Origin of the sequence: Burkholderia sp. LMU1-1-1.1 (assembly GCF_040675865.1) — a bacterium.
GTDB lineage: Bacteria > Pseudomonadota > Gammaproteobacteria > Burkholderiales > Burkholderiaceae_D > Rugamonas.
Genome location: NZ_JBEGHG010000023.1, coordinates 119122 through 137276 on the forward strand (window position 1 = coordinate 119122; position 18155 = coordinate 137276).

Consider the following 18155-nt stretch of genomic DNA (forward strand, 5'->3'; position numbering starts at 1 on the left):
ACACCATGGCGGTTGATGCGTGGACTCTAGCATATGCACCCTGCCGTGTCAGTGGCCTGCAACCCCGGGTTACAAACTCGCTACAAAACAGGGCGTTTCCCCACTGAGCGTTAATCCCGCTTTACATTTCTTTACGGATTTGACATTCCTGCGACATGCTTAAACGGCACACTTGCCACCTTTGAGGCTGGGATATGGCGATGGCCGCACAACCTTGTGAAGCCGCCCGCCTGTCCGTAGAATGAACCGCATGAACACGACAAACGACCGCATACTGCTGGTGGAGGACGATCCCCGCCTGGCCGAGATGCTCACCGAATACCTGAGCCAATCCGGCTTCCGCGTCACCCACGCGCCCAACGGCCGCACGGCCGTCGGCCACATCGGCGCCGGAGAGGTCGACGCCGTGGTGCTCGACCTGATGCTGCCCGATATGGACGGCCTGGAGGTCTGCCGCCAGGCGCGCGCCGTCTCGGACGTGCCGGTGCTGATGCTGACCGCGCGCGGCGACGCCATCGACCGCATCGTCGGCCTTGAAATGGGCGCCGACGACTACCTGCCCAAGCCTTTCGAACCGCGCGAACTGCTGGCACGCCTGCGCGCCATTCTGCGCCGCCGCGTCGATCTCGGTCATCTGGACAGCGCACGCCGGGGCGCGCCGCCGCGCGGCGACTTCCTGCGCTTCGGCCGGCTGGAGATCGACCCCGATTCGCATTCCGCCAGGATCGACGGAGTGCCCTGCGAGCTGACCGCCTACCAGTTCGACCTGCTGCTGGTGCTGGCGCGCCACGCCGGCCGCGTGCTCTCGCGCGATAGTCTGATGGAACTGCTCAAGGGCGAGCCGATCGAAGCGTTCGACCGCTCCATCGACGTCCACATGTCGCGCATCCGCGCCGCCGTCGAGGACGACCCCAAAAAGCCGCGCCGCATCATCACCGTGCGCGGCGCCGGCTACCTGTTCGCCAAGGTGCAGGATTGATGAAGCGCCTGAACATCGGGCTGCCGCGCCTGTACATCCGCTTCTACGCGGCGATACTGGTCATCCTGTTGCTGTTCTCGCTGGCCGTGATGCAGGTATGGAGCCGGGGCGGCGGGCCGCTGGAGCGCTCCAACGTCACGCTGTCGCGCGTGATGCAGAACGTGCTGGCGCCGCCGGACGCGCCGCGCGAGGAGCAACAGGCGGCGCTGGAGAACGTGGCCCGGGGCCTGAACGCGCACATGACGCTCTACACCCGCGACTGGAAGACGCTGGCGGTGGTCGGCGACCAGATCCCGTCGCGCCACTGGCGCCAGCGCGGCATCACCGGCCCGCCGCCCGAATCGTTCGTGCGGCTGCCCGACGGCCGCAAGCTGCTATCGAGCGAGCCACTGGGCTTCGCCCGGCCCAAGGCGATGCTGAACAACGCATTGATGCTGCTGGCGGTGGGACTGGGCATCGCCGCCTTTCCGCTGGTGCGCGGGCTGACCAAGCGGCTCGAACGCCTGCAGCACGGCGTCGACTTGCTGGGCGCGGGCGACCTGAAGGCGCGCGTGCAGGTCGAGGGCAAGGACGAGGTGGCGCGGCTGGCGCTCAGCTTCAACCGCGCCGCCGACCAGATCGAGCAACTGGTCGGCGCGCACAAGACGCTGCTGGCCAACGCCTCGCACGAATTGCGCACGCCGCTGGCGCGCATCCGCCTGGCGCTGGAGTTGATCAAGGACGGCGTCGATGCCAAGCGCCGCGCCGGTCTGGAACAGGATATCGCCGAACTCAACGAGCTGCTGGACGAGATCCTGCTGGCCAGCCGGCTGGGCGCCGTGGTCGACGACACCACGCTGGAGGAAATCGACCTGCTGGCGCTGGCGGCGGAGGAATGCGCGCGTTACGACGAAGCGGTGCTCGATGGCGAATCGGCCGTCATGCAGGGCGATCCGCGCCTGCTGCGGCGGTTGTTGCGCAATCTGCTGGAGAACGCGCACCGGCACGGCAAGCCGCCGGCAAACGTGAGCATCGCCAATGACGCGGGCACGGCCAGGGTGACGGTGTGGGATAACGGACCGGGCGTTCCGGAAGCGGAATTCGAGCGGGTGTTCGAGCCGTTTTATCGCCGCCGCAATACGCGGGACAACAGTGGCGCGGGGCTGGGATTGGCGCTGGTGCGGCAGATCGCGCGTCGCCATGGCGGCGAGGCGCGTTGCATGTTAATGGCCGATGGGCGCAGCGGTTTCGAGATCACCTTGCCGCTGGCATCGGGTAAAGCATAATACGTCGGCGGCCCACACGGGCCGCCGACAGCGTCAATAAATTACGGCGACTCGCACAGGCAATGCGTGATCGCGGTGAACGGCTTGCGCGACGCCGTCAGCTCCGACAACCAACCCAAATCCTTGGCGATGCCGTTCGCCGCGCTTGGCGGCAAACCGGTGCTGGCCGTCACGCCCAGATTCACCTGCTGGCTGATCGCCTTGGCCACCGCCTGCGCGGCCGAACCGCCCAGCATATCGATCACGCGATCGAACTTGCTGGTTTCGCGCTCGATATACACCACGCGGTAATCACCGCCAAGGCTGGCGCGCTTGGCGGCCGACTTCAAAGCGTCGTTGTAGCTGCCCAGCGTATCGACCAGACCGCGCTCCTTGGCCTGCGCCCCGGTCCATACACGGCCCTGCGCCACCGCGTCGATTTTCTCCGGCGTCGTCTTGCGCGCCTTGGCCGCGCGGGTCGTGAACTCGGCGTAGATATGGTTGATGCTGCCCTGGATGACCTGCGCGAAGCGCGGATCGAGCGGACGCAATGGATTGCCGGCGTCGCCCAGCCAGGTGGTCGGCTGGCCGGCGGTGTGGATGCCCAGCTTGTCGATCACCTTGTCGGCGGTCGGCAGGATGGCGAACACGCCGATCGAGCCGGTGATGGTGTTCGGATCGGCGATCACCTCGTCGGACGCCATCGACATCCAGTAGCCGCCGGAAGCGGCCACGTTACCCATCGAGACCACCACCGGCTTGCCGGCGGCGCGCGTCAGTTCCAGCTCGCGGCGGATCAGCTCCGAGGCGAAGGCGCTGCCGCCGGGCGAATCGACGCGCAGCACGATGGCCTTGATGCCGTTGTCCTCGCGCGCGGCGCGTATCAGTTTGGAGGTCGAATCGCCGCCGATGGAACCCGGGCCGGCGGTGCCGTCGCTGATTTCGCCCTGCGCCACGATCACGCCGACGGCGTCGCCGGTCAGCTTGTGCGGCGCGCGCGCCAGGTATTCGTCGAAGCCGACCTGGCGGAAGCTCTTGCCTTCCAGGTCCAGCGCGCCGCGCTTGATCATCATCTGGCGGATTTCATCGCGGGTTTTCAGGCCGTCGACCAGCTTGGCCGACAGCGACAGCTTGGCCAGGTCGCCATTGACCGCGACCACCTGGGCCGGCAGGTCGTTGATGGTCTTCATGATCTGACCCTGCGGCAGCTTGCGCGCCTTCTCGACGTCGTTGGTGTAGGACGTCCACAGCGCGTTGTTCAGATACGATTCCGCCTCGCTGGCCGCCTGCGACGGGCCGTTGGCGACATACGGCTCGCCGAAGCTCTTGTAGGTGCCCACGCGCAGCAGGTTGACCGTCACGCCGACTTTATCGAGGGCGTCGCGGTAGTAGTTGCGATAGCGGCCGAAGCCCTCCATCAGCACCATGCCCATCGGGTGCATATACACCTCATTGGCGTGGGCGGCCAGCAGATACTGGCGCTGATCGTAGCTGGAGCCCCAGGCCACCACCTGCTTGCCGGACGCCTTGAAGCGGTCCAGCCCCGCCGCCACTTCGCGCAGCATGGCCTGGCCGCCGCCTTCCATTTCGTCGGTCAGCAGCACGGCGGCGCCGATCGACGGGTCCTTGGCGGCCGTGTCGAGCACCGTCAGCACGTCGCGCAGCTGGATCATCTTCAGCGTTTCGCCGCCGCGCGCGGTGGTGACCAGCGCCTCGCGCGCGCTGACGCTGGACTGTTCGACCAGTTGACCCTTGAGGTCCAGCACCAGCGTGGTCTTCGGTCCCAGCGGTTTGAAGCCGCCGCCGAAGATGGCATAGGCCAGCGCGATCAACAGCGCCAGGAACAGCAGGTTCAGGATCGTGCGGCGGCCGGCATCGAGCGCCCGCCAGAAGAAAGCGAAGCCGCTACGAATGTAGGAAAACGGTGATCGGGCCATTGATACTCCAAGTGATTGCGTAATTTACAAGATCATACTGTATGCGGCCTGCGCTGTCCCGGTACCGAAATAAGGAGCAAGCCTCCAAATACCAGCAAACCGTTCATGATAAGCAATTCCAAGCCCAAACGATAGTTACCAAATAGTAATTTTTGATTGACGTCAACGACATAACAGAGCGCGGGACCGGCCAGCGCCACCAGCGGCACCCAGCGGTCGCGCACCGCGCGGCGTGTCAGTATGCCGAAGGCGAATAGCCCGAGCAACGGGCCATAGGTATAGCCGGTCAGCTTCAGCACAAGCCCCACCATGCTGGCATTGTCTATCCATTTGAACATCAACACCAGCAGCAAGAACAGCGCGCAGAAGCCCAGATGGACGCGATGACGCAACCGCACCTTGGCCGCTTCGGCCAGATCGGCGCGGCGCTGGATGCCGAGGATGTCGATGCAGAAGGTCGACGTCAGCGCGGTCATCGCGCCGTCCGCGCTGGGGAACAGCGCCGAGACCAGGCCGATGAAGAAAATCAGCTGCACCGCCGCCGGCATGTGGCCCATCACCACCGCCGGGAAGATCTTGTCGCCGCTGGCCGCCAGGCCCACCGTCGGCGCGTACAGGTACAGCAGGCCGCCGAGGAACATGAACAGCACAAGCACGGCGAACAGGATCACCGTCAGCATCAGCATGTTCTTTTGCGAGTCGCGCAAGGTCTTGACGGAGATATTCTTCTGCATGATCTCCTGGTCCATGCCGGTCATCGCCAGCACGATGAAGAAGCCGGCCAGCACCTGCTTCCAGAAATAGGCGGGACTGTCGACCGAGGTCGTGACCACGTTCGTCAGGCCCTGGGCCTGCATGCGGGCCAGGCTTTCGGGCAGGCTCAGGTTCATGTCGTGCAACAGCCAGGCGACGCAGATCACCAGTCCCAGCACCATGCCGGTGGTTTGCAGGGTGTCGGTCCAAACGATGGTTTTGACGCCGCCCTCGTAGGTGTACAGCAGGATCATGCCGAGTATCACCAAGGTGGTCAGCCAGAACGGCACGCCCATGTTGTCGAGGATGGTGATCTGCAGGATGTTGACGACCAGGTAGAGCCGCGCCGACGCGCTCAAGGTGCGCGACAGGATGAAGAACGCGGCGCCGCTCTGGTAGGAGCGCTGGCCGAGCCGGACGTCGAGGTAGTGGTAGATGGAGGTCAGCTTGAGGCGGTAATACAGCGGCAGCAGGATGTAGGCGACGGCGATGTAGCCGAGCACGTAGCCGAGGATCACCTGCAGATAGCCGAAGCCGTCGCGGCCCACGGCGCCCGGCACGCTGACGAAGGTGACGCCGCTCAGGGTGGTGCCGACCATGCCGAACGCCACCAGCATCCAGTTGCTGCTTTTGTTACCGATGAAGAAGCTGTCGTTGGTGGCGTTGCGGGAAGTGCGCCAGGCGACCACCAGCAGCAAGGCGAAATAGGCGAAAACCAGGCAAAACAGCGTGACAGCAGACATGTGGGTTATCCAACGGCAAGTATTGAAATCGCCGCCAATATACACCGCCGCCTCCGCCCGCGTGCGGGCCCCTTAGGCCGGCTGCGGGATCACACCGCTTCCCACGGCCCCGCCTTGGACACCACGGCGTCCGCTTCCAGCAACGGCCGGAGCGCGGCGTCGGTCACGTCGTGCTCGAGGATGAAGCCGCTGATGCCGTTGATGTGCGCCACGCGGAACGGCGCGCTGGTGCCCAGCTTCTCGTTGGTCGCGAGCACCGTCACGCGGGCGCTGGCCGCGACCAGCGCCCGCTTGAACTGCGCGTCGGCCGGGTCGAAGGCGCTGACGCCGGTGGACGCGGCGATCGCGCACGCGCCAAGAAACAATCCGTCGATATTCATGCCCGACACCGTGGCGATGGCGCCGGCGTCGACGCTGCCGCCCAGCGCCGGGGCGACCACGCCGCCGACCAGGATCAGACGCAGATCGGTCCGCTTGAGCACGGCGGCGGCGATGTCGATGGAATTGGTGGCCACCGTCAAATCCAACCCCTCTTTCAGAAACTCGACGATGAGCAGGTTGGTGCTGCCGCAATCGAGAAAAATCAGCTGTCCGGGCTCGATCGTGGCCGCGGCCGCGCGCGCCAGCGCCGCCTTCTGGCGCTGCGCGGTTTGTTTTCTGACAGCGATCGGCTGCGCCGCCGCCGAGGTCGGCATGGCGCCGCCGTAGATGCGCTGGCATAAGCCTTCCGCCGCCAAGGCTCTCAGGTCGCGCCGCACGGCGTCCTCGGAGACGGCGAATTCGGCCGCCAGCAAGGCGGCGGAAACCGTTTGGCCGTCGGCCAGCCGCCGGGCGATGGCGGCGCGGCGTTCAAGGGGGAGGATAGCATTCATGCGCCATGATAACACGCACAAACGTGCACAAACAATCGACAGTCGTCGCCGCTCAACGGGGCGACCACGCGTAAACCGGTTGCAATACGCATGGGATCGGCGTATTGTCGCAATCCACGTTAGTGCACGTTCATGCACGTTTATGCATAAAGGATACTCAATTGGAACAGACGCAAAAACAGAAAATGCTGGCAGGCGAGTTCTACAACGCCGCCGATGCCGAGATTCAAGCCGATCAAGCGGGCGCGCGCGACTGGATGGAACGCTACAACCGCAGCGTTGGCCTGACGCCCGATCAGCACCGCCAGCTGCTGGTTGAGCGCCTCGGCGGCGTCGGCGAAGGCGTGGTCATCCGCCCGCCCTTCCATTTCGACTACGGCTACAACATCAAGGTCGGCAATGGAGTGTTTTTGAACTTTAACTGCGTGATCCTGGACGTGGTGCAAGTCGAGATCGGCGACATGACCCAGATCGGCCCGGGCGTGCAAATCCTCACCGCCGACCACCCGCGCGATCCAGCGTTGCGGGCACAAGGGCTGGAGTTCGGGCGTCCGATCCGCATCGGACGCAACGTGTGGATAGGCGCGGGCGCGCTCATCATGCCGGGCGTGACCATCGGCGACGACGCGCTGATCGGCGCCGGCAGCGTGGTCACGCGCGACGTGGCGCCGGGCGTGACGGTGATGGGTAATCCGGCGCGTCCCCGCTCCGCTTGAGCGCGGGCCGGATCACATCCGGTCGAGCAACTGCTGTTCGGCGCGCTCGCTGAGCACCAGCACCAGCTTCAGCCTGGCGCGCGTCATGCCCACGAACAGCTTGCGCAGCACGCGCTCGTCGATTTCGGCGAAGTCGATCTCGGTGAAAATGACCGCCGGGGCCGACTGGCCCTTGAAGCGGTAGACGGACTCCGCCAGCAAGCCCCCTTCCCGGTATTGCGGATTGCCGAACAGGTCGTACTCGCCCGTGAACGACTTCAGCGTGTGGACGTCGCTCAGCTTGTCCAGGTTGAGGATGGCGGACTTTTCGCGCCCGCGGAACGAGGCGATGGCGATATCGTGGCGCGCGAATCCCGCGCCCAGGCACAAGGTGACGGCCTTGCGGGTTTGCGCCAGCATCGCCTCGGTATCGCCCTCGGGATACATCAATTCCTCGATATCGGCGCCCTTGAAGGGGCTGCCCGCCTCCACCGGCGAGGTGGTCGCGCCGATCGAGGCCAGCATGGCGACGATCTGGCGCGGGCTGCGGTAGTTGGTGTCCGAACGCAGCGTGACCCAGCCCGGCAGCGGCACCATCTCGCGGCCGTACAGGTTCTGGTTCGGGTCCTCGAGCCAGATCGCCCGGCCGTCGTCCTTGAGCATGCGCAGCAGGATGTCGCGCCAGGCCGGCGAAAAATCCTGGCCCTCGTCGACGATCACCACATCGTAGCGCCACTCGGCGGGTAGCGGCGAGACCGTCATCTTGGCCTCGATCTCCTCCCACACGCCGGGCGCGCCGTACTCGGGCACCTGGTCCTGGGCACGCATGAAGGCATCGCTGAGCATGTGGAAACTGGCGACCTTGCCGCCGGGCGGCACCAGGCGCTCGATATGGTCGGCCAGCGGCCGGTTGTAGCACACGTACAGCGGCGACAGGCCGGCATCGATGGCGGCGGCGTATTCGGCCAGCGCCAGCTGGGTCTTGCCGCTGCCGGCGGTGCCGACCACGTGCAGGCGGAACGGCGTGAATTCCAGCCGCCGCGCCCAGGTCGCCAGACCGCCGGACAGCCGCGCGACCATCTGCGCGGCATTGCCGATCATCGAACTGGGATCGGGGCGCAGGCTCAGCATATTGCCGAGGAAGCGCGTGACCTTGTCGAATTGTTCGCCGGGCTTGGGATCGGTGACGGGCAGGATTTCGCGCACCACCTGTGCCAGGCGGTCCTTGCTGGTAGCGTCGATGATGTGGCGCGGATCGATGCCCGCGAGGTGCGGATTGCGCACGATGTAGTCCGGGCAGTACAGCAGGTAGTCGATGGACAACTCACTGCCGAAGCGTTCGGTCAAACCCTTGATCGAACGCATGATGTGGTTGGCCACCTTGCGCGGCTTGCCCTCGTAGTTGCGGACCAGGCCCTCCTCGGTCTCGTTAAGGAAGCCAGACTTCTGCTCGATCAGCAGCATCCGCCCGCTGGGCGCGACGATAACGAAATCGATCTCGCCGAACGCCGAGAAGCCGTTCTCGACGTTGGTCCAGTGGACGCCGTGATAGATGCGATAGGGAACGCTGGCGAGGGTGGATTCGAGATACGTCAGCGTCTCGATCTCGCGGGCGGCGGTGCCGGTGACGGCCATCTCTTGCCAGCCGGTAGGATGAAGATGAGCCATGAAGTGTGGGCGGGTCTGCCATTAATGTGAAAAAACATTGTAAGGCAGATCCGGGGTCAGGTCCGCCAATTCTACACAAGCTCAGCGCTAAGGCCTCCAAGGGCAGAGGTCGTGTAGAAATGGTGGACCTGACCCCGGGTTGCCACAACTACTAGTGGGCGGCGACGCGGACGCGCTTGGCTTCTCCCGCCACCTGCTGGCGCGGGTTTAGCCGGTCGAGGCGGCCACTGAGCGCCGTCAGGCCGAACGCGCCCAGCACCACCAGCGCGCCGATCCAGCCGGTGTGCACCAGGCCGGCGTGTTCGACGATCAAACCACCACCCCAGGCGCCGCCTGCGATGCCGAGATTGAAGGCGGCGATGTTCAGGCCCGAGGCGACGTCCACCGCGCGCGGCGTGAAGTGCTCGGCCTGCTGCACCACATACACCTGCAATCCAGCAACGTTACCGAAGGCGAAGGCACCCCACACCAGCACTGTCGCCAGCATCAGCCACTTGAACGGCGCCACGAACGTGACCACCAGCAGCACGGCGGCCAGGCCCAGGAAAATGATCTTGAGCGCGCCGATCGGTCCGCGTGTATCGGCCAGCTTGCCGCCCCAGATGTTGCCCACGGCGACCGATACGCCGTACACCAGCATCACCAGCCCGACCGCGCCGGCGCTGAAGCCGGAAATCTCTTGCAGTATCGGCGCCAGATAGGTGAAGGCGATGAAGGTGCCGCCATAGCCGACGGCGGTCATCGCGTACACCAGCAGCAGGCGCGGCTCGCCCAGCACCTTGACCTGTTGCAGCAGCGAGGCAGGCTTGCTGTGCTGGATCGTCGACGGCACGAACAGCAGGCTGCCGATGAAGGCGATCACACCCAGCGCCGAGACAGCCAGGAAAGTCTCGCGCCAGCCGAAGTGCTGGCCGATGAAGGTGCCGAGCGGCACGCCGGTCACCAGCGCGACGGTCAGGCCGGTGAACATGATGGCGATCGCGCTGGCGGCCTTCTCCTTCGGCACCAGCGAGGTGGCGATGGTCGAGCCGATCGAGAAGAACACGCCGTGCGCCAGGCCGGTCAGGATGCGGGCGATCACCAGCGATTCGTAGCTGGGCGCCTTCCAGGCCAGCAGGTTGCCGGCGGTGAACAACACCATCAGCGACACCAGCAGCGTCTTGCGCGGCAGCTTGCCGGTCAGCGCGGTCAGCACCGGCGCGCCGACGGCGACGCCCAGCGCGTACAGGCTGACCAGCAGGCCGGCCGACGGCAGGTTCACGCCCAGATCGGCGGCGATGGTCGGCAACAAGCCGACGATGACAAATTCGGTGGTACCGATGGCGAACGCGCTGATGGTCAGCGCCAGCAAGGCAAGTGGCATGACTTCACTCCTGAAAAGTTGATGTCATGCAGTATCCGGACTTTCGTTGCTGAGAAAAAGACCCTAACGGGTAGAACATATTTGCTTGCGAAGCAAATATAGGTCCGCAGAGCTTCAGCTCGTGTAGAAATGGTGGACCTGACCCCGGAGTGATTTATGATGGCGGGCTGCCGACTTCTTCCAGCCACCACGACATGAACTCAGAAAAACTCGCGTTGCTGCTGACGCGCGAAATGCCTTACGGTAAATATAAGGGGCGCAAGATCGCCGATCTGCCCGGCCATTACCTCGGCTGGTTCGCGCGCGAGGGCTTTCCGTCCGGCGAACTCGGGGCGCTGATCGCGTTGATGTACGAGCTCGATCATAACGATTTGCGTGCCCTGCTCGATCCGCTGCGGCGGTGAAATCGGCACTTTTCGGTTGCAGTACGTGACATCGGACAATTTGGATTCCGTGTATAAAGTCACTTATCGCTAACAGAGGAGATCGCCCATGGCGCACCACCCGTATCGCTGCACTTGCTTCATCATTTCATCGAAAATGCTGCGCCTGCTGGCCGATGAGACGACCGATGAGCACGAACGCTGTCTGCTCCTGGACCAGGCCGAACTGTCGGCACATTTGCGCGGCCAGCGGTCGGTGGCGACGCCGACGACCGCCGCCTTCGGCATCACCGCGACCGGCGAGAAGCGCCGCACCGTCTACGACGCCAAGAACAAGTCCACCTTGCCCGGCAAGCTGGTGCGCGGCGAAGGCGCCAAGGCCAGCAACGATGTGTCCGTGAATCAGGCCTACGACGGCGCCGGAGCCACCTACGATTTTCTGTTCGAGGTGTTGAAGCGCAATTCGATCGACGACAAGGGCGTGCGGCTCGATTCGACCGTCCATTATCAGAAGAATTTCAACAACGCGTTCTGGAACGGCCAGCAAATGGTCTACGGCGACGGCGACGGCAAGCTGTTCCTGGGCTTTACCAGCGCCATCGACGTCATCGCCCACGAACTGACCCACGGCCTGACGCAGAACGCCGTGCCCGGCGGCCTGGTCTACGACGACCAGAGCGGCGCGCTCAACGAGTCCATCTCCGACGTGTTCGGCAGCATGGTCAAGCAGTGGAAACTCAAGCAGAGCAGCGCCCAGGCCGACTGGCTGATCGGCGCCGGCATCATGGGGCCGACCGTCGGCAAGGCCCTGCGCTCGATGGCCGATCCCGGCAACAAGGAACTTACGTGGTCCGGCGATGACCAACCCAAGACGATGGCCGGTTATATCGAGGACGGCGACGTCCATACCAACTCGGGCATTCCCAACCACGCCTTCTACGCGGCCTGCATCGCGCTCAACGGCAATTCCTGGGACAAGGCGGGGCCGATCTGGTACAAGTCGCTGTCCTTGCTGACATCCAACGCCACCTTCTCCGACATGGCCAGGGCGACCATGCAGTCCGCCGAGCTGCTATATGGCGCCGATTCGAAGGAACAACACGCGGTGCAGGCCGCGTGGAAGCTGGTCGGTGTGATTTGAAAGGAAGCATGATGCGTATGACATTGCGATGCACAGGCGGCTTCGCCGGACCGGCCGGGGCGCAGACGCGCACCATCGACCTGGCGCGGCTGCCCCGTGAGCAGGCCGAGCAAATGCAGCAGCTGGTGCAGGCCTGCGACTTTTTCGCGCTGCCGGAAAAGCTGGTCAAGAGCGAGCCGAAATCCTGGGACTTCCAGTACGATCTGGAGGTCGACGAGGGCCAGCAGGCCCATACCGTGCGCTACCATCTGGACGCGGTGCCGGAGCAGTTGCGGGCGTTGACCGAGAAGATCAACGACGAGGTCGACCCGGACTAGTCGGGGATTGAGTCGATGCGCAGTTCCGGATAGCCGGTGAGCGGGTCGTGTTCGCGCGCGAAGCGCCGCTCCGGCAGCAGGGCCAGCAGCAATTCGGCCGTGGTGCGCACCACACAGCCGGGACCGACGTGGCCGCCGAACACCTGACCGCGCGCGTCGGACACCGACATATGCAGATGGGCACCGTCCGGCGCGATCGAGCCGGCCAGGGTCAGGATTTCCAGATCGCCGTGCAGCGCGGTCGCTTGCGGCTGCCCCGCATAGCGCAGTTGCGCCACGCTCAGGCTGCCGATACCTTGCAGCACGAAGCCGGCCTGGTGGCCGCTGGCCAGCAAGGCGGCCACCACCGCGCCGCGCACGTCGTCGCCGGGCTGCAGACGTAGCGGCAAGGTCAGCATCACGCCACCATGGTGGCGAACTCGCCGTTTTTGATGAGCCGTTGCAGATCGGTGGCGCCGCCGATCAGTACGCCCTTTACGAAGATCATCGGGAAGGTCGGCCAGCCGGTCCACATCTTCAACGCCGTGCGGGGGCGCCATTCGGAGAAGTAGTTGCCGTAGCTGAGGTACTTGTAGGGCGTGCCGTTGGCGTCGAGGATTTGACGGGCTTTGCGGGGGAAGGGATTGAGTCCCATGCCGACCACCACGACCTTGTTGGCGGCGATGGCGGCCTGGACTTCGGCGACCAGGTCGCGGCGGTAGTCGCTGATGCGTTCGCGGATGGCGGGGTGGATGTGGGCTTCGTCCAGGATGTTGCGGCTCATCGTGTTCCTCGTGATCATGAAAACCGCAAGCGTAGCCGTAACGGGCGCGAAGAGCCAGCCTTTTCCGCGCGACACCGCGCGGGGGCCTGTCGCGCAAATAACATCTAAAACACGTAGGGCGGATTAGGCGGCACGCCGTAATCGGCCATGCATGCGCCGCCGATAACGCATGCATGGCCGATTACGCTTCGCTAATCCGCCCTACGTGGATCCGTGGTTGCAGCAAGGTTCCGTCAGCGAATCGCTTTTACAGCGCCAGCTTGCTGATCTTGGTGCCTTCCAGATTCAGGTTGGCCATCAGGCCGGCGTTGGTCAGCACCAGCGCCTGCACCGGCCCCGTGGCGGTGGTGGTGTCGATCTCGCCATTGGCGCCGACTTTCAACAACGCCACCGAACCATCCACACCGGCCGTCCAGCCTTTGCTATTGCGGAATTTATCCAGCGCCTCCCGCGTCATGAACAGCAGCACCACCGCCTTCGATTGCGCGCCGGCCTGGAAGCCGACCGACACCGACGTCATGCTGTAATAGTCGGCCGTCTGCCCTCCCGTGCGCAGCACGCCACGGCCATATTCGCCACCCACGACCAGACCCGCCGCCAGCACGCGCGGGAACACCAGCACGCCATTGGCCTTACGCACCAGCTCGCGCGATCCCTTGACCTCCTTGTACAGCCGCTCCAAGGTGTCGTAGGAGCCGCGCTCGATCTCCGTCTTGACGGCGGCCGGATCGGACTTGGCGTCGGTGGTGGTGGTGGTGCAGCCACCCAGGGCCAGACCGGCGAAAGCGACGGCGGCCGTGGCGCGCATCAGAAATGTACGTTTTTGCATAGAAGTCTCCTGAGGAATATCGAGTGAGCCAGCTTGCCAAAATAGCAGTCCGATTTTGGCACCTTTATTGAAAACGTGCCAACTCGCCTTGTCTCAGGTGCGCGACAAGGGGCCCTACCCCGGCTAAACCCGCGTGCCGAAGGCCAATCGCTTGCCTTCGCGCAACATCGCGGCGAAGTCCACCGCCGGCACCGGCTGGCTGAACAGGTAGCCCTGCAGCTGGTCGCAGCCCAGCTCGCGCAGGAAACTCATCTGCTCGACCGTCTCCACACCCTCGGCGACGATCTCCTGGCGCAATTGCTGCGCCATCGTCACGATCGCGCGCGCGATGGCGCAATCGTTTTCCTCATACGGCAGCCCCACCACGAACGAGCGGTCGATCTTCAGGGTGCTGATCGGGAATTTCTTCAGGTAGGCCAGGCTCGAATAGCCGGTGCCGAAGTCGTCCAGCGCCAGCGACATGCCCATCGCCACCAGTTCGTTCATGATGGCGATGACGTTGTCGGTGCCGCGCACCAGCAGGCTCTCGGTGATTTCCAGGTTGATCTGGTCCGGCTGCACGCCGTAGCGCTCGAGCACCGCCGCGATGCGCTGCGGCAGTTGGCTGTCGAACTGCCGCGCCGACAGGTTGACGGCGACCGGCGGCATGATCAGGTTGTCCTCGCGCCAATCGCGGATCTGGCGGCAGGCCTGCTCCAGCACCCAGGTGCCCAGGTCGAGTATCAGCCCGCTCTCCTCGGCCACCGGGATGAACACGCCCGGCGAAACCAGCCCGCGCACCGGATGGCGCCAGCGCAGCAGCGCCTCGGCGCCGACGATGCGGCCGCTGCGCAGGCTCACCTTCGGCTGGTAGTACAGCAGCAGCTCGTCGTTGACGAGCGCCTGGCGCAGCTCGCTCTCGAGCCGCAAATGCTCCTTGGCGCGCTGGTTCATCTCCTCGCTGTAGAACAGGAAGTCGGCCTCGATGTTCTGCGCCGCCTTGTTCATGGCGACGTCGGCGTAGCGGATCAGGGTCGGCACGTCGGCGGCGTCCTCGGTGTAGACGGTGATGCCGATGTGCGCGCCCACCTGCAGGCTGTGGGCGGCGATCTGGATCGGTGCGGCCAGCACCGATAGCAGCTTTTGCGCGACGATGGCGGCGTGTTCGCGTTTTTCGATGTGCAGCAGCGCGACGGCGAACTTGTGGCCGTCGAGCCGCGCCAGCACGTCCGCCTCGCGCAGCACGGCGCGGAACATGCGGCCGATCTCGCACAGCAGCTCGTTGCCGATGTCGCTGCCGAGCGTGTCGCTGATGGCGCCGACGCGGGTGATCTCGACCACCAGCATGGCGCCGTGCTCCTGCGATCGGCGGTTCTCGGTGAGCGCCTGGCCGACCAGCTGCGTCAGCAGGCACAGGTTGGGCAGGCCGGTCAGCGGGTCGTAGTTGGCCATGCGCTGCATGCGCGCCTGCGCGTCCTTGTGCTCGCTGATGTCGGAGAACAGCGAGAACGTGTGGCTGATCTTGCCCTGGTTGTCGCGCACCACGCTGATCGTCACCGACTGCGGGAACAGCTCGCCGTTCTTGCGTTTGCCGATGATCTCGCCGCGCCACGGCCCGGCGCCGCGCATCGCCGCGCGCACCTTGGCGCGGAACTCGGCGTCGTGCACGCCCGAGCGCAGCAGGTCCGGCGTCTTGCCGATCGACTCTTCCGGCGTGTAGCCGGTGATGCGCGTGAACGAGGAGTTGATCGAGACGATGCGCTCGTGGGCGTCGGTGATCAGCACGCCCTGGTCGCTGTCCTCGATGATGCGCGCGTGCAGATTGATCTTGTCGGCCGCCGACAGCGCCTCGTCCACCTGCGCCAGCCGCACCAGCATGCCGACCGGCTCGCCGCTGTCGTCGTGGCGCAGGAAGATGTGCATCTTGACCCAGATGATCTCGCCGTTTTTCTTGCGGCGGCGCACCTCGGCGGTGGCGCCGGCCTCGCCGCCGGCGTCGAAATACAGTTCGGCGATGTTGCCGTCGTCATCGTTCTCGGCGTACAGGAACAGCACGTGCTGGCCCAGCGCCTCGTCGGCGCTATAGCCGAACATCTGCGCCGCGCCGGGACTCCAGGCCGTCAGGTAGCCGGTCAGGTCCAGTTCCAGCACCGCGTGGTCGTCGGCGTCGACCGACGGCGCCATCGCCGCGCGCGTTTCGGCCAGCGCGGCGTCGAGGCTGGCGAGCGTGAGCGCCAGCGCCTCGCCCTGCTCGCCGCGGGCCCGCTGGCTCAGCGCCAGACAACGCTCGATCGCGTCAAGCATGGGGTTTACCCGCCTTGCCGGACGCCACCGTCTGCATCCACAGATAGGCGTCGGCGGCGACCTGGTTGAAATCGTCCATGTCGATCTGCAGCGCTTGCAGCCGTTCGGCCAGCGCGGCGTGGTCGTCGCGCTCGGCCGCCTCGACCGCGCCGAGCAGCTCGCCGAGCTCGCCCTCGTGCGCCAGCAGCGCCTGCTGCACCGCCTCGCTCATCGTCAACGGCTTGAGCACCTCGGGCAGCGACAGGCCGAACAGCACGCCCAGCAGCGAGAACATGCCCACCATGAAGGCTTGCTCCTGCTGCGCCTTGCCCAGGCCGGCGTCGCGCGACAGCAATTCCATCGCCCGCGCCCGCACCGCCACCCGCGCCAGCAGCATCGGCGAGCGCTGGTCGCCCTCGCGCGACGAGAACAGCATCAGGTTGAGCCAGCGCCGCAGCTGCGCGCGGCCCAGGATCAGGATCGCCTGCGAAAAACTGGTGACGCGGCGGCCGGCGCCCATGCCCAGCGAGTTCACCAGCCGCAGCAGGTGGTACGACAAGGTCGGGTCCTGGCGCAGCAGCGCTTCGATCTCGTGGGTGTCGGCGTCGGCCGACACCAGTTGCACCAGTTGCAGCGCCAGCGCGCGCGAGGCGACCTGGCTGCCCACCGGTTTGGACGGCGGCGCCAGGAACCATTCGCCCTCGATCCAGGCCACGGTGGACGGCAAGGTGCTAACGAGCTCGGCGTCGGCGCGGTGCAGCTTCTCGGCGGGCAGCTTTTTCCAGCCCGCCTGGTCCAGCAATCGGCCGAGGGCCTCGGTCAGGCCGGCGCGGTAAAAGCAGCTCATGCTGCCGCCCGCCACGTCGCGCAGCACCGCGACGATGGCCTCCGGCAGCGCGGGGGGCTGATCGAGCTGATCGTGCTGGTCGAGAACGCCGGCGTCGAACAGCAGCGCGCCGGGGTGACCGTTGCGGTCGGCCAGCGGATGCAGGAAAACGGGCGGGATGGCAATCAGGGCGGTCATAAATGATCCAGCAAAAACAGTCAGTTATCCTGCTATGGTACTCCGAAACTGTTGGCGTCGGTCAACATTGTCAAGCCGGGCGGCGCTTTCGCCCGCCGCTTTCCTGTTCTGCGTCAAACGGATTGCGTATGGTGGGGTAAATGGCTCAACAGCCGCTCGAACAGCCCCGGCTGGCGCATGCGGTCGATCCACCAATTCAGCGCGGCGCCGTGCTCGCCGCTGCGCCAGGCCAGGTAGAAGGTTTCGGCCGGTTTCGGTTCCTCCACCTGTTTTTCCACCAGCAGCCCGGCGTCGATGGCGGCGCGCGCGCACGGCTCCGGCAGGAAGCCGAAACCGGTGCCGGCCAGCTGGAACTGCAGCTTGGTCTTCATGTCCGGCACGGTCAAGGTATCTTGCCCCAGCAGCAGGCCGACGGTGCGCGGCGCCAGCTGGCGCGCCGAATCGGACACGCTGACCGCGCGGTATTGCTGTAAATGCACACGGTCGAGCCGGCCGTCGACGGCCGCCAGCGGGTGCGACGGCGCCACCGCGAAGACAAACTCGACCTTGCCGATCGGCTCGGAGACATAGCCGCCGCCGGCCGGGCCGTCGCCGGCCACGCCCACCAGCAGGTCGGCGCGGCGGTCCAGTAGCGCTTCCCAGGCGCCGGACAGCGTCTCCTTCACCACGCGCAACCGGGTCTGCTGCGCGACCTCGTAGAAGGCGTTGATGTCTTCCAGGAACATGCAGGGTGAGAACATCGAATCCATGCCGACCGCCAGTTCGGTCTCCCAGCCGGACGCCACGCGCCGCACCCGGTGTTCCAGATCCTGCGCCGCCCTGAGCAGGTAGCGCCCTTCCTTCAGCAGTTCGACGCCGGCCGCCGTCAGGACCACGCGCGGGCCGTTGCGCTCGAACACCTGGACGCCCAGGTCGTCCTCCAGCTTGCCAACGGTATAGGAGATGGTCGACGGTACGCGGTGCAACTCCTTGCCGGCGGCCGAGAACGATCCGCGACGGTCGATGGCGTCGACGATTTGCAGCGCTTCGAGGCTTAATCTGAGCATTCGATTTTTTCGATAGTAGAGGGGTAAATTTTCCGTTTTTTAATCCGGAATCCGAGGTCTATACTGTGATTCATGGATGCGGCGATGACTGAAGAAACAGCGAATCAGCCTTCAAAATTATCGCACATCGGCTGAA

General features: G+C 65.2%; 17 protein-coding genes. 6 read left to right on the forward strand and 11 right to left on the reverse strand.

Annotated elements, in window-relative coordinates:
* Positions 1 to 250 precede the first annotated feature (250 nt).
* Both MRBLMU1_RS18890 and MRBLMU1_RS18895 read left to right on the forward strand, forming a co-directional pair.
* Positions 251 to 979 carry a response regulator transcription factor gene (locus MRBLMU1_RS18890; RefSeq protein ID WP_363504101.1) on the forward strand — a complete coding sequence of 243 codons (729 nt, stop codon included), beginning with the start codon at positions 251 to 253 and terminating at the stop codon, positions 977 to 979.
* On the forward strand, positions 979 to 2244 hold the full coding sequence (locus MRBLMU1_RS18895) for an ATP-binding protein (protein ID WP_363504103.1): 1266 nt from the start codon (positions 979 to 981) through the stop codon (positions 2242 to 2244). Before MRBLMU1_RS18890 ends, MRBLMU1_RS18895 begins: the two co-directional genes overlap by 1 nt.
* A 41-nt stretch (positions 2245 to 2285) precedes the next feature.
* On the opposite strand, the gene sppA is transcribed toward MRBLMU1_RS18895, so the two are convergent.
* From sppA to MRBLMU1_RS18910, 3 genes are all read right to left on the reverse strand, one after another.
* On the reverse strand, positions 2286 to 4160 hold the full coding sequence (sppA, locus tag MRBLMU1_RS18900) for a signal peptide peptidase SppA (RefSeq protein WP_363504105.1): 1875 nt from the start codon (positions 4158 to 4160) through the stop codon (positions 2286 to 2288).
* A gap of 32 nt (positions 4161 to 4192) precedes the next feature.
* Positions 4193 to 5656, reverse strand: coding sequence for a sodium:solute symporter (locus MRBLMU1_RS18905; protein ID WP_363504107.1), 1464 nt, complete (start codon positions 5654 to 5656; stop codon positions 4193 to 4195).
* An 89-nt stretch (positions 5657 to 5745) separates the two neighbouring features.
* Entirely contained in the window at positions 5746 to 6528 is a 783-nt protein-coding gene (locus tag MRBLMU1_RS18910; RefSeq protein WP_363504109.1) for a DeoR/GlpR family DNA-binding transcription regulator, read from the reverse strand.
* Between the two features lie 161 nt (positions 6529 to 6689).
* Between MRBLMU1_RS18910 and MRBLMU1_RS18915 the strand changes: the two genes are divergently transcribed.
* Positions 6690 to 7244, forward strand: coding sequence for a sugar O-acetyltransferase (locus MRBLMU1_RS18915; RefSeq protein WP_363504111.1), 555 nt, complete (start codon positions 6690 to 6692; stop codon positions 7242 to 7244).
* A 12-nt stretch (positions 7245 to 7256) separates the two neighbouring features.
* Here MRBLMU1_RS18915 and MRBLMU1_RS18920 read toward each other — a convergent pair whose 3' ends face one another.
* Together MRBLMU1_RS18920 and MRBLMU1_RS18925 are read right to left on the reverse strand one after the other, a co-directional pair.
* Positions 7257 to 8891 carry an ATP-binding domain-containing protein gene (locus MRBLMU1_RS18920; RefSeq protein ID WP_363504113.1) on the reverse strand — a complete coding sequence of 545 codons (1635 nt, stop codon included), beginning with the start codon at positions 8889 to 8891 and terminating at the stop codon, positions 7257 to 7259.
* Positions 8892 to 9042: 151 nt separating this feature from the next.
* On the reverse strand, positions 9043 to 10254 hold the full coding sequence (locus MRBLMU1_RS18925) for an MFS transporter (RefSeq protein ID WP_363504115.1): 1212 nt from the start codon (positions 10252 to 10254) through the stop codon (positions 9043 to 9045).
* Positions 10255 to 10448: 194 nt separating this feature from the next.
* On the opposite strand from MRBLMU1_RS18925, the gene MRBLMU1_RS18930 reads away from it, so the two are divergent.
* The 3 genes from MRBLMU1_RS18930 (at position 10449) to MRBLMU1_RS18940 (ending at position 12095) form a co-directional block, all read left to right on the forward strand.
* A complete protein-coding gene (locus MRBLMU1_RS18930; RefSeq protein WP_315214762.1) occupies positions 10449 to 10658 on the forward strand; it encodes a DUF3820 family protein in 210 nt (69 codons plus the stop codon).
* Positions 10659 to 10746: 88 nt separating this feature from the next.
* Entirely contained in the window at positions 10747 to 11778 is a 1032-nt protein-coding gene (locus tag MRBLMU1_RS18935; RefSeq protein WP_363504117.1) for a M4 family metallopeptidase, read from the forward strand.
* A 17-nt stretch (positions 11779 to 11795) separates the two neighbouring features.
* Positions 11796 to 12095, forward strand: a complete 300-nt coding sequence (locus MRBLMU1_RS18940) for a protealysin inhibitor emfourin (RefSeq protein WP_363504119.1) — start codon at positions 11796 to 11798, stop codon at positions 12093 to 12095.
* On the opposite strand, the gene MRBLMU1_RS18945 is transcribed toward MRBLMU1_RS18940, so the two are convergent.
* From MRBLMU1_RS18945 to MRBLMU1_RS18970, 6 genes are all read right to left on the reverse strand, one after another.
* Positions 12092 to 12493: a PPC domain-containing DNA-binding protein gene (locus MRBLMU1_RS18945; RefSeq protein WP_363504121.1), complete on the reverse strand. Its 402-nt coding sequence runs from the start codon at positions 12491 to 12493 to the stop codon at positions 12092 to 12094. The two genes, MRBLMU1_RS18940 and MRBLMU1_RS18945, sit on opposite strands and share 4 nt — an antisense overlap.
* Complete coding sequence (locus MRBLMU1_RS18950) at positions 12493 to 12858, reverse strand: glutaredoxin (protein WP_363504123.1); 366 nt, start codon at positions 12856 to 12858, stop codon at positions 12493 to 12495. The genes MRBLMU1_RS18945 and MRBLMU1_RS18950 overlap by 1 nt, the downstream gene beginning before the upstream one ends.
* Before the next feature lie 247 nt (positions 12859 to 13105).
* Positions 13106 to 13687 carry a BPSL1445 family SYLF domain-containing lipoprotein gene (locus tag MRBLMU1_RS18955; protein WP_315214749.1) on the reverse strand — a complete coding sequence of 194 codons (582 nt, stop codon included), beginning with the start codon at positions 13685 to 13687 and terminating at the stop codon, positions 13106 to 13108.
* 123 nt (positions 13688 to 13810) lie between these two features.
* A complete protein-coding gene (locus tag MRBLMU1_RS18960; protein ID WP_363504125.1) occupies positions 13811 to 15970 on the reverse strand; it encodes a putative bifunctional diguanylate cyclase/phosphodiesterase in 2160 nt (719 codons plus the stop codon).
* Complete coding sequence (locus tag MRBLMU1_RS18965) at positions 15963 to 16973, reverse strand: EAL and HDOD domain-containing protein (protein WP_363504127.1); 1011 nt, start codon at positions 16971 to 16973, stop codon at positions 15963 to 15965. Before MRBLMU1_RS18965 ends, MRBLMU1_RS18960 begins: the two co-directional genes overlap by 8 nt.
* Positions 16974 to 17086: 113 nt before the next feature.
* Complete coding sequence (locus MRBLMU1_RS18970; RefSeq protein ID WP_363504129.1) at positions 17087 to 18019, reverse strand: LysR family transcriptional regulator; 933 nt, start codon at positions 18017 to 18019, stop codon at positions 17087 to 17089.
* Positions 18020 to 18155 lie beyond the last annotated feature (136 nt).